The following is an 11394-nucleotide window of genomic DNA, read 5'->3' on the forward strand; positions in this document are numbered from 1 at the left end:
CGTCACACCTTATATATTACAGCAACTTCGATAGATCTGGCCGAGCCGTCGCAACCGGAGACACAGTCTCGAACGCCCTTGCCGCATCGAGCACCGCCTGATCATTTTGCATCGGACCGACAATCTGCAAACCGATCGGCAAGCCCCCGTCCGAGAGTCCGCAAGGAATAGAACAGGCTGGTTGCTGGGTCAGGTTGAAAGGATAGGAAAATGGCGTCCAGTCAACCCAGCCGCCGACCGTTTCCAACTCTTCGGGGGCCAGCCTGCCAACCTCGAACGCCGGGATCGCGAGTGCGGGCGTCAGCAGCAGGTCATATGTCTGATGAAATTCGCGCATCCGGACGCCGAGTTCCCCGCGCGCTTGGGTGGCCTCCATATATTCGGTGAGGGTTATGCTTGCCGCCTCCTCGAACACTTGCCGCAGACCCGGATCAAGCTCGGACAACTGTTTGTCGGTAAAATCCCGGAGCGCATAATGCGCGCCCGACCACCAGAGAGTGTTGAAGATCGGCAATGGATTGTCAAAGCCGGGATCGGTTTCCTCGACATGGGCGCCGAGTTCCTCAAACAGCGCCGCCGCTTTTTTCACCGCCGCGGCGACCTCCGGATGAACCGTCGCATAACCGAGGTTCGGACTGTAAGCAATGCGCTTGCCCTTCACGGAGGCCGACAAGGCCGCAAGATAATCCTCATTGGTGGGCGGCAGCGATGTCCAGTCCCTGACATCCGGGGCCGCGAGAACCCGCAGCATCAGGGCCGCATCCTCAACGGTGCGAGTCATAGGGCCAATATGAGCGACGGAGCCAAATGGAGACAGCGGCCAGGCTGGCACCCGACCAAAGCTGGGCTTGATACCGAAGATGCCGGTAAAGGACGCCGGAATACGGATTGAACCACCACCATCAGTTCCGATATGCAAGGCCCCCATCCCCGCCGCACAAGCCGCCGCCGCGCCGCCACTGGAGCCGCCGGGGGTCATTGCCGGATTCCAGGGATTGCGGGTAATGCCGGTGCGCGGGCTGTCTGTTACCCCTTTCCAACCAAACTCCGGCGAGGTTGTCTTGCCGATGAGTACGGCGCCGTTTTCCTTGAGGCGGGCAACCACGGGTGCATCCTCCGTCCACGGCCCTGCCGCATCAACACTCATCGATCCGCGCAATGTCGGCCAGCCTTCGGTAAGAATGATATCCTTGATGGTTGTGGGCACCCCATCGACGAGGCCAATCGGAGCATCTCTCGCCCAGCGCGCCTCGGACTCCCGCGCCTTTTCCAGCGCATATTCCTCATCCACCAGCACAAAGGCGTTAAGCGCCCCGTTATATTTCTCGATCTGCTTGAGAGCCGCTTCCGTCGCCTCAACCGGCGAGATCGAGCCGTCCCGGTATCCCGCCAGCAGATCCGTTGCCGACATATAAGCCAGGTCTTCGCTCATGATTTCCCCTCCCTCACTTATTCACTGGCGCAAGATTAGGCGCTCCGCTATCGTCCGGCAACCGTCATTCCTTGACGCGCCGCTTTTTTAGTCCATATCAAGACGATTGTCCTTGACCAGAAAAATACCATGCAAAAGCCCCGTATCCCGATCCCGAAGAACAGAATATTCCGGCTTATCCTTGGATGGGCTCTGATTGCCGGAGGTATCGTCGGCTTCCTTCCGGTTGTCGGATTCTGGATGATTCCGCTTGGCATGGTCTTCCTCTCCGTCGACTCCCCCTTCATGCGCCGCCTGAGACGCCGGGGGCAAGTCTGGCTTGGCCGGAAATGGGAAAAACTTCCTTTTGTACATAAAAAGTAGGACACCCCACTTTAAAATTAAAATTTTTCTAAAATTCCCGAAATCACCGTCACCGTCGGCTTCCGCAGCCAACTAAGCTACTATAGCTACTATTTTCGGATTTCTTAAAGTTTGAATTTCTCACAAATCTGCCGAAGATATTCGAAAGCCAAAATCTATAGTTTATAAGAAATTTTGATCATACACACTTGCATAAATGGATTAGCAAATATAGAAATTCTTCATTTATGGCCAACTTGAGGGGATGGCAATGACCTATCAAGATTTAGCACAGATGTCTTTAGCTCAGTGGATACAAATTTTCGCGGCAATTGCCGCGCCCATAGTCGCCCATATTTGGGTATCCATCATAAAGAAAAAGCCAGCGCTAATTTGGACGGCACGCCATCAGTTCTTTTTTTTAGTCCCCGCATCCGACGCAAACACCCCAAACGATACCGAACAGAATTCCGAGGTTGAAGCCGATAATTTGGATTTTATTCATTATCAAACAATGGGCTTCTTTTTTCTCAACAAAGGAAGAGCGTCGGCATTGAATATCGAAATTATTTTCAATTTTAAACCAGAGCATTTTGAGTTTTGGCCACCAATTGCATATGAAACTACTCTGAATCCCGACAATAGATTCATTATTAATATTGATAGGCTAGGCCCAAAATCTAACTTTAACCTAGAATTACTTGGACGTCGCGACCCGCCTAAAATTGTGAGAGTTATTTCAGAAGATGGGGAAACATACCTAAGGGAGTTTTCCTTTGAGCCAAAACCCTCTAATGCGATATTGGCTGTTTGCATAATAATTTTTGGAATAGGACTGGCTACAACTGCCTATTTCACAGCGGGATTGATCATTAACCTCTTTTCCTAACTAAACCATGCTAATTTAACAGTTCCTGCTTAGTGCTATTTTCATAAGAGATTTGTATATATAAAAAAGCTGTGTAAAACTAAAAAAAGCCCCGAAATCTTTCGACTTCGGGGCTTTCAAATTTGGGGCGGGCGAGGGGTCTTGAACCCCCGACCTCCTGAGTCACAGTCAGGCGCTCTAACCAACTGAGCTACGCTCGCCATAGGCCGCCCTGTTTAGCGACCCTGTTGGGGGCGGTCAAGAGGACTTTACCCTGCCGGCTTAAAAAAATCAGCAAGTTTTTCGATTGCGGCCTCCAGCACCTCCTCGCGTTTGCTAAAACAGAAACGGGCGAAATTCTGCCGGGCACCCGCCGACTGGTAAAAGGCGCTGACCGGCACCGCTGCGACGCCGGCCTCTGTGGTGATCAGACGGCAGAATTCCTCATCCGTGCCGGTGAAGCCAATGGAGTTAATATCTGCATTGAGGAAATAGGTGCCGTCGCAGGGCGCTGTCGCGAAGCCGATCCGCTCCAGTCCGCTCCGGAACACATCCCGTTTTGCCTGCATCGATTGGCGGAGGTCGTCATAAAAGTCATCCTCCTTGGCAAGGCCATAGGCGACCGCCTTTTGCAGGTTTGGCGGCGTCGTGAAGATGAGGAACTGGTGCGCCTTGGCGATGCGCGCGATCAGCTCCGCCGCCGCCGTGAGATAACCGACTTTCCAGCCGGTCAGCGAAAAGGTTTTTCCCGCCGAGGCAATCCGCACCGTCCGCTCCCCCATGCCCGGAAAGGTGAGCAGCGAGACATGCTTCTTGTCGCCAAAGATGATATGCTCATAAACCTCGTCGCAGACCGCATAGGCGTCATGCTCAATCACCAGATCGGCGAGCAGTTGCAGCTCCGCCACCGAGAAGACCTTGCCCGTCGGGTTCATCGGGCTGTTCATGAGAACCAGCTTGGTCTTGTCGCTGAAGGCCGCGCGGAGCTTATCGGGGTCAATCTCCCAGTTCGGCGGGTCGAGACGGACGAATTTCGGGATGCCCCCCGCCAGCTTGACTATCGGCAGGTAACAGTCATAAAGCGGCTCGAACAGGACAACCTCATCGCCTGGATTGATCAGGCCGAGCAGGCTCGCGGCCAGAGCTTCCGTCGCGCCGGAGGTAACGAGCGTATCCGTCTGCCAATTGACACTGATACCGTAAAAGCGGTGGTCATGGTCGGCCACGGCCTGCCGCAGCTCCGGCACCCCCATCATTGGCGGATACTGGTTTGGTCCCTCCTCCAGCGCCCGGGCCGCCACGGCACGGATATCGGCCGGACCGTCCTCATCGGGGAAGCCTTGACCCAGATTGATCGCCTTATGCTCGATGGCGAGCTTGGACATGACTTCAAAAATCGTTGTTCCGAAGCCGGAAAGAACGTTACTCGCTGTTTTCACATTACTACCTGTTATTTTATGTATCGATTTTGGCGGACAAGTTATGCATTGACCGGCGCTTATTTCAAGTGAAACCGCGCAGCGGCGGACCACGTCGCATTCTTTTCTTGCCCGGGCCCGGAAAGGCGGGCATATCTGAGGCCCAGAAACGGCAGGCAATTTAGGGGCGGTAAATGGGAATTTCAGCGAAGATGTCACGTCTCGGTACCGAGACGGCGTTTGATGTTCTGGCGCGGGCCAATGCACTGGCGGCGGGCGGCATGGATGTCATTAATCTCGGCATCGGCCAGCCGGATTTTCCGACGCCGGACAATATCGTCGAGGCGGCAGTCAAGGCGCTCCGCGACGGCCATCACGGCTACACCGCCGCGAACGGCATCCCCGAACTGCGCGAGGCGGTGGCCGATGATATCAAGAAATACCGCAAGGTGTCTGTTGATCCTGCCAATATCATCGTCGTGCCCGGTGGCAAGGTGACCATGGCCTTCGCCATCGAGATGTTTGGCGAGGCCGGCGCCGAGATCATGTACCCCAATCCCGGCTTTCCCATATATGAGAGCATGATCCGCTATTCCGGCGCGACCCCCGTCCCTATCCGCCTGATTGAGGAGAACGGATTTTCCTTCGATGCCGACACCGTGCTTGCCCAAGTGACGGAAAAGACGCGGCTGATCATCCTCAATACCCCCGCCAACCCGACCGGCGGCATTGTTCCGAAGGCGGAACTTGCTAAGCTCGCTGAGGGGCTTGAAAAACACCCGGGGGTTTACGTGCTCTCCGATGAGATTTACAGCCGCATGACCTATGATGGCGAGGATCATTGCAGCATGCTGGAATTCGAGGGCCTGCGCGACCGGTTGATCGTCCTCGACGGCTGGTCGAAAACCTATGCCATGACCGGCTGGCGCATGGGCTGGGGCCTCTGGCCGACCGAGCTTGTCCCGCATGCGCAGCGGCTCTGCGTCAATTTTCATTCCTGCGTCAATGCCGCCGCCCAATATGCGGGGATCGAGGCGCTGACCGGCGACCAGTCCCCGGTCGACATGATGATGACGGCCTTTGATACCCGCCGCAAGCTGATCCACGATCGACTGAATGCGGCAACGGGTGTGCGCTGCGTGATGCCGAAGGGTGCCTTCTATGCCTTTCCCAATATTTCAGGGACCGGCCTCAGCGCCAAAGAGATGCAGGACCGCTTGCTCGCGGAAAAAGGCGTTGCCGTCATCGCCGGCACCAGCTTCGGCGCCGAGGGCGAGGGCTATGTGCGCTTCTCCTATGCCAACTCGCTGGAGAATATCGAGCAGGCCATGGATCGCTTCGATGCGTTTCTTAAATAGAGATGGAAATCCAGATGTCAGACCAGCGCCTCACCGACCTCGAAGTCAAGTTTGCCGAGCAAGAACAGACGATCAATGACCTCAGCGACATGGTCAATCGCCAGTGGCAGGAAATCGAGCAGCTCAAGCGCAAACTTACCCGCGCCCACGACCGCATCCTGACCCTGGAGGATTCCGTCCCGGACGGTTCCGACGCCCAAAAACCACCGCATTATTGACTTAAGGTTATTCCCCTCCCTGCCATACTCCCCTTGCATTTTCGGACGGTCCCTCCTACAACCTGATTTTTCATATTTCAGCGGTGGCCCATTATGGCAGACGACGACAAAATTTCGGAAAATGGCGACAACGATGAAGCGCCCGAAGATCCAGTGATCAGTTATATTCTGAACGCGGTCAGCACGGGCAAGGATGTGGCGCCAAGGGATATTGCGCGGGCTATCGCTTCTGACCGAGCCAAGGAAACCGCGCCCAAGGATGTTTGGCGGAAATATATGACCGCCGTACGCCAGCAGGCGATCCATCTTGCGCGCAATGACCGTCTGCTCATTATCCGCAAAGGCGAAATTGCCAATCCGAACGACTTCAAGGGCCTATATAAACTCCGCGCCATCAAAAAGTGACTATAATATAGGCATATGCCTGTTTATTAGGCGGCTAAATTTTAGCCATTTGGTTTCGATATCTGGTAAGCTGCTGGAAATCGGCAGTTTTTAAGCCGATTAACGTTCTGAAATTTGCCTCTCAAATCTGGCACAGCTCATGCTATAGAAAGGGAGATAGACCTTGTATCCACATCTTAATTACTTGAGACCTGCCCATGAAAAAAATTGAAGCGATTATCAAGCCATTCAAGCTGGACGAAGTGAAGGAAGCTCTTCACGAAGTAGGGCTGCAAGGGATCACTGTCACCGAGGCCAAGGGTTTCGGGCGCCAGAAAGGACATACGGAGCTTTATCGAGGCGCCGAATATGTCGTCGATTTTCTGCCCAAGGTGAAAATCGAAATCGTTCTTGAAGACAATCTGGTTGAGCGCGCCCTGGAAGCCATTCAACAAGCCGCCCGGACCGGCCGGATCGGGGACGGAAAGATTTTCGTTTCCTCCGTCGAGGAAGTCATCCGGATCCGGACCGGAGAAAAAGGACAGGAAGCTATCTAACCCGCGCAGCCCCTGCCAACGGGGTCGTGTCTAACCTTTTATTCAATCGCTAAACAGAGAGACGTAGTCATGGTTGCTAAAGTTCTTAAAATGATCAAGGAAAATGAAGTCGAATATGTAGACCTTCGTTTTACCGACCCTAAAGGCAAATGGCACCATCTTGCCATGCATGTGGATGTCGTCGATGAAGACATGTTCGAAGATGGCATCATGTTCGACGGCTCGTCCATCACCGGATGGAAGGCGATCAACGAGTCAGATATGACATTGATGCCCGACACGGGCACGGCGGTCATGGACCCTTTCGCCGCCCGTCCGACATTAATAGTGTTCTGCGATATTCTCGATCCGCTCAGTGGCGAGAGCTATGAACGCGATCCGCGCTCCGTTGCCAAGAAGGCAGAAGCGTATCTTGCCAGCACCGGGATTGGCGACACAGTCTATATTGGACCGGAAGCTGAATTCTTCATGTTCGATGATGTGAAATTCTCGATCAATAGCCACCATACCTTCTTTCAGCTTGGCGATATCGAGGCACCTTACATGTCGGCGGAAGATATTGAAGGCGGTAACAGCGGCCACCGTCCGCGGGTCAAGGGCGGGTATTTTCCGGTTCAGCCGATCGACAGCGGTGCCGACATCCGTAGTGAAATGGTCTCCGTCTGCAAGGAAATGGGCCTCTCCGTCGAGAAGCATCATCATGAAGTAGCACCGAGCCAGCATGAACTGGGCATGAAATTTGCGACCCTGGTCACCGCCGCGGACGAAATGCAGAAACAGAAATATGTCGTTCATAATGTCGCTCATGCCTATGGCAAGACGGTAACCTTCATGCCGAAACCAGTCTCCGGTGACAATGGGTCTGGCATGCATACGCATCAGTCGATCTGGAAAGGCGGCAAGCCCGTTTTCGCCGGTTCCGGCTATGCGGACTTGTCGGAAACAGCGCTCTTCTATATTGGCGGCATTATCAAGCATGCGAAGGCCATCAACGCCTTCACCAATGCCAGCACCAATTCCTACAAGCGCCTGATCCCGGGATTTGAAGCCCCTGTCCTGCTCGCCTATTCAGCGCGCAACCGGTCAGCTTCCTGCCGCATCCCCTACTCCCCGAGCCCGAACGGCAAGCGCGTTGAAATCCGCTTTCCTGACTGCACGGCGAACCCCTATCTCGCCTTTGCTGCCATGATGATGGCGGGCCTCGACGGTATCCAGAACAAGATCCATCCGGGCGACGCTATGGACAAGGATCTGTATGATCTGCCGCCGGAGGAATTGAAGGACATCCCAACGGTATGCGGTTCTTTCCGCGAAGCACTGGAATCTCTCGATGCGGACCGTGATTTCCTGAAAAAGGGCGGTGTTTTCACTGACGATATGCTCGATGCCTATATCGCCATGAAATGGGAAGATATCTTTAAATACGAGCATACACCGCATCCAGTCGAGTTCGACATGTATTACAGCGTCTAAACTAACGCCGCTGAAACTAAAAAAGGCTGCCGGGAAACTGGCAGCCTTTTTTAATACCTCTACTGCTCCAAGCTCATTTCGGCTGAGCCGATTCCGGGTGGACAGGTCGCGGACGACCAAAATCGTCGATGGCGACGAAGATATAGGTTCCCTCGGTGACCGTGATTTCCTCGGAATCCAGCTTGCGGGCGACGATTGTGGTCAGCTTGACCGAAATCGAAGTGCGGCCCACTTTCTGGATCTCGCCATAAATACTGACAACATCCCCGACCTTGATAGGCTGATGGAAAGTCATCGCCTCGACCGCGACGGTGGCGACCCGTCCGCGTGCCTCCCTTGCCGCCAGGATGCCCCCAGCCACGTCCATTTGCGACAGCACCCATCCGCCGAAAATATCGCCATTGTTATTGCATTCACGCGGCATCGGAGCGGTACGGATAACGGGATCACGGAATTCAGATGTCATAATCTTTGGGCTTTCTAAACAATGCAAATTAAGAGTATAATCTATACACTTTCAGTCCGCTGAAAATCAAATTTATCCAGAAATGTTACCATTGAGTCAGTGAATTTTTATGTCCGACCTGTTTCAACAGCCAAAATCCGATAGCAATGATTATTCTGCCAAAGACATCGAGGTCCTCGAAGGACTGGAGCCGGTCCGCATGCGGCCGGGCATGTATATCGGCGGCACCGATGAGCGTGCACGCCACCATCTTGCGGCCGAGGTTCTCGATAACTCCATGGACGAGGCCGTCGCTGGTTTCGCCACGCGGATCGATGTTGAACTGATGGCCGACGGCTCGCTCGCCGTTCGTGATAATGGCCGCGGCATTCCCATCGACAGTCATCCGAAGTTTAAAGACAAATCAGCGCTGGAGGTTATCCTGACCACCCTCCATTCTGGCGGCAAGTTCTCGAACAAGGTTTATCATACCGCCGGCGGACTGCATGGCGTCGGGGTTTCCGTGGTGAATGCCCTGTCGGACCGCCTGACGGTCGAGGTGGCACGGGACAAGGAGCTGTGGCGGCAGGAATATTCCCGCGGCGTTCCCCAAACCCGGCTCGAAAAAGTCGGCGCCGCCCCAAACCGGCGAGGAACCTCCATCCGCTTCCATCCCGATCCGGATATTTTTGAGGCTGGAACCGCCCTGCGCCCGGCCAAGCTCTATAAGATGGTCCGCTCCAAGGCCTATCTGTTTCGCGGGGTCGAAATCCGCTGGAAATGTGATGAGGAGCTTATCAAGGACGAAACTCCGTCAGAAGCCACCCTGCATTTTCCGGGAGGCCTCCGGGATTTCCTCGATGCAACGCTGGAAGCCCGTCAGACCGTCACACAGGAACCCTTTGCCGGGCGTGTGGAAATTGATGGCGATCGGGGCCGTGTCGAATGGGCGATTGCCTGGCCCGCGGATAATATCGCCTTCCTGAATTCCTATTGCAACACCGTGCCAACACCGGAAGGCGGCACCCATGAAATTGGATTTCGCGGGGCACTGCTGCGCGGCTTGAAGGCCTATGGGGAGTTGATCAATAACAAGAAGGCCTCCCAGATTACTGCGGAGGATGTTCTCTCGGGCGCCTCAGCGGTACTCTCGGTCTTTATCCCAGATCCACAGTTTCAGGGCCAGACCAAGGAACGGCTGACAACGACTGAGGCGAGCCGCATTGTCGATCTCGCCATCAAGGATCATTTTGACAACTGGCTTGCTGGAGCGCCGGATCAGGCCAATAACCTGCTTGGCTGGGTGATTGACAAATCCGAGGAAAGACTCCGCCGCCGGCAGGAAAAGGAAACAAGCCGAAAAACCGCGACCAGCCGGCTCCGCCTTCCCGGAAAGCTCGCTGATTGCAGCCAGAATGGCCGCGAGGGTACAGAAATCTTTATCGTCGAAGGCGACAGCGCCGGTGGCTCGGCCAAGCAGGGACGCAACCGGAAAACCCAGGCCATTCTTCCTTTACGCGGTAAAATTCTCAACGTCGCCTCCGCCGGGGCTGACAAGATCAAGGCCAATCAGGAGCTGAAGGATCTGGTTCAGGCGCTTGGCTGTGGCCTCCGCGACAAATACAGGAACGAAGATTTACGCTACGACAAGGTGATCATCATGACTGACGCCGATGTCGACGGGGCGCATATCGCCTCACTCCTGATGACCTTCTTCTACCGTGAAATGCGCCAGCTCATCACCGATGGGCATCTCTATCTTGCGCAGCCCCCGCTCTATCGTCTGTCGCAGGGTGGAAAGACCCACTATGCCATGGATGACGCCCATAAGGACCGGCTGATGGAAAGTGAATTTTCAGGGCGTGGAAAGATCGACATCAGCCGTTTCAAGGGGCTCGGCGAGATGCCGCCAGCACAGCTGAAGGAAACGACCATGAACCCAGATAAGCGCGTTCTGCTGAAAGTTGAGGTTCCGATGGAGGAGTTTGGCGAAACCGCCGACCGTGTTGAAAGCCTGATGGGCAAGCGACCGGAGCTCCGATTCTCCTTCATTCAGGAAAATGCCCGCTTTGTCGAGGATATCGACGTTTAGCGGCCTGTTAGCGTCTTTGTAGCCAATGACGCAGGTATTCGGTGGTTTTGTCCGGCACTTCCATTGTTGAAAGATGGCCGCATTCCGGTATCTCGACATATTGTGCCGTCGGGATTTCCACCGCCATTTCGCGCTGGATCGACGCCGGGATCAGCAGGTCTTCGGCGCCCGTCAGTACCAGGGTCGGGCAGGTGATATCCTTTAGCGTTTCCCAAAGATTTTCCCGTGTAAGTAAAGCCCGTTCCTGACGGATAAAGGCCCCTTTGCCGGTCTCTTCGGCCATCTTGAAAATCCGCGTGACCAGATCCTCATCCGTCAGACGCGAGGGATGAATCAGGATCGGCAGTAAGCTCCGGGTCACGCCCTTGAAGGCCGATCCCCGCTCGACAAGATTAATAAAATCAAGCCGTTTTTGGCGCTCAGCCTCAGAATCCGAAAGAGCGCGGGAATCCAGGATGGCAAGATGCGTTACCCTCTCCGGCGCCTGACGCATCATTTCAAGCACGACGCAGCCGCCCATGGACAATCCCGCGAGGGCAAATTTTGGCGGCGCTGTTTCCAGTATCCGCCGGGCGATTGCGGGCATGGCGTCATCCTGCGTATGATCGGCAACCGTGATATTGGCGGTATCAGCAAGGCCTGTAATCTGGTCCCGCCAGAGATCCTGTGTACATAAAAGACCGGGAACCAGAACGAGCGAATGTTTTTCTGTCATTTTAATCCAGTTTGTTGTAAAATACCGGCCAAGACGTATGTGACACTTTAATTATTTCTACAGGTTCGCCGCCGGTTTGAGAACTGGTAACT

Annotated in this window: 12 protein-coding genes and 1 tRNA gene; 8 read left to right on the plus strand and 5 right to left on the minus strand. The window is 54.6% G+C overall.

Translation table 11 applies throughout. The features are described 5' to 3' along the window. Positions 1 to 16: 16 nt before the first annotated feature. On the minus strand, positions 17 to 1432 hold the full coding sequence (locus ACESNI_RS16355; protein WP_373088941.1) for an amidase: 1416 nt from the start codon (positions 1430 to 1432) through the stop codon (positions 17 to 19). 129 nt (positions 1433 to 1561) lie between these two features. On the opposite strand from ACESNI_RS16355, the gene ACESNI_RS16360 reads away from it, so the two are divergent. Together ACESNI_RS16360 and ACESNI_RS16365 are read left to right on the plus strand one after the other, a co-directional pair. Next, entirely contained in the window at positions 1562 to 1795 is a 234-nt protein-coding gene (locus tag ACESNI_RS16360; protein ID WP_373088943.1) for a PGPGW domain-containing protein, read from the plus strand. A gap of 250 nt (positions 1796 to 2045) precedes the next feature. Next, entirely contained in the window at positions 2046 to 2663 is a 618-nt protein-coding gene (locus tag ACESNI_RS16365) for a hypothetical protein (RefSeq protein ID WP_373088945.1), read from the plus strand. A 123-nt stretch (positions 2664 to 2786) separates the two neighbouring features. On the opposite strand, the gene ACESNI_RS16370 is transcribed toward ACESNI_RS16365, so the two are convergent. Together ACESNI_RS16370 and ACESNI_RS16375 are read right to left on the minus strand one after the other, a co-directional pair. Further along, a tRNA-His gene (locus tag ACESNI_RS16370) sits at positions 2787 to 2863 on the minus strand. Positions 2864 to 2911: 48 nt separating this feature from the next. Then, positions 2912 to 4081 carry an aminotransferase gene (locus ACESNI_RS16375; RefSeq protein ID WP_373088947.1) on the minus strand — a complete coding sequence of 390 codons (1170 nt, stop codon included), beginning with the start codon at positions 4079 to 4081 and terminating at the stop codon, positions 2912 to 2914. 173 nt (positions 4082 to 4254) lie between these two features. Here ACESNI_RS16375 and ACESNI_RS16380 point away from each other — a divergent pair, with 173 nt between their 5' ends. From ACESNI_RS16380 to glnA, 5 genes are all read left to right on the plus strand, one after another. Next, positions 4255 to 5418, plus strand: coding sequence for a pyridoxal phosphate-dependent aminotransferase (locus ACESNI_RS16380; protein ID WP_373088949.1), 1164 nt, complete (start codon positions 4255 to 4257; stop codon positions 5416 to 5418). A gap of 14 nt (positions 5419 to 5432) precedes the next feature. Next, positions 5433 to 5636: a SlyX family protein gene (locus ACESNI_RS16385; RefSeq protein ID WP_373088950.1), complete on the plus strand. Its 204-nt coding sequence runs from the start codon at positions 5433 to 5435 to the stop codon at positions 5634 to 5636. Between the two features lie 93 nt (positions 5637 to 5729). Then, on the plus strand, positions 5730 to 6041 hold the full coding sequence (locus ACESNI_RS16390; RefSeq protein WP_373088952.1) for a DUF3253 domain-containing protein: 312 nt from the start codon (positions 5730 to 5732) through the stop codon (positions 6039 to 6041). A 197-nt stretch (positions 6042 to 6238) separates the two neighbouring features. Next, complete coding sequence (locus ACESNI_RS16395; protein ID WP_373088954.1) at positions 6239 to 6577, plus strand: P-II family nitrogen regulator; 339 nt, start codon at positions 6239 to 6241, stop codon at positions 6575 to 6577. A gap of 69 nt (positions 6578 to 6646) precedes the next feature. Then, positions 6647 to 8050: a type I glutamate--ammonia ligase gene (glnA, locus tag ACESNI_RS16400; protein ID WP_373088956.1), complete on the plus strand. Its 1404-nt coding sequence runs from the start codon at positions 6647 to 6649 to the stop codon at positions 8048 to 8050. Positions 8051 to 8123: 73 nt separating this feature from the next. Here the strand turns inward: glnA and ACESNI_RS16405 are convergent, their stop codons facing one another. Continuing rightward, positions 8124 to 8516, minus strand: a complete 393-nt coding sequence (locus ACESNI_RS16405) for an acyl-CoA thioesterase (protein ID WP_373088958.1) — start codon at positions 8514 to 8516, stop codon at positions 8124 to 8126. Between the two features lie 109 nt (positions 8517 to 8625). Here ACESNI_RS16405 and parE point away from each other — a divergent pair, with 109 nt between their 5' ends. Beyond that, positions 8626 to 10587 carry a DNA topoisomerase IV subunit B gene (parE, locus tag ACESNI_RS16410; RefSeq protein WP_373088960.1) on the plus strand — a complete coding sequence of 654 codons (1962 nt, stop codon included), beginning with the start codon at positions 8626 to 8628 and terminating at the stop codon, positions 10585 to 10587. Positions 10588 to 10594: 7 nt separating this feature from the next. Here parE and ACESNI_RS16415 read toward each other — a convergent pair whose 3' ends face one another. Continuing rightward, on the minus strand, positions 10595 to 11302 hold the full coding sequence (locus ACESNI_RS16415; RefSeq protein WP_373088962.1) for an alpha/beta fold hydrolase: 708 nt from the start codon (positions 11300 to 11302) through the stop codon (positions 10595 to 10597). Positions 11303 to 11394: the final 92 nt, after the last annotated feature.

It is taken from the genome of Sneathiella sp. (assembly GCF_041689005.1).
Lineage (GTDB): Bacteria > Pseudomonadota > Alphaproteobacteria > Sneathiellales > Sneathiellaceae > Sneathiella.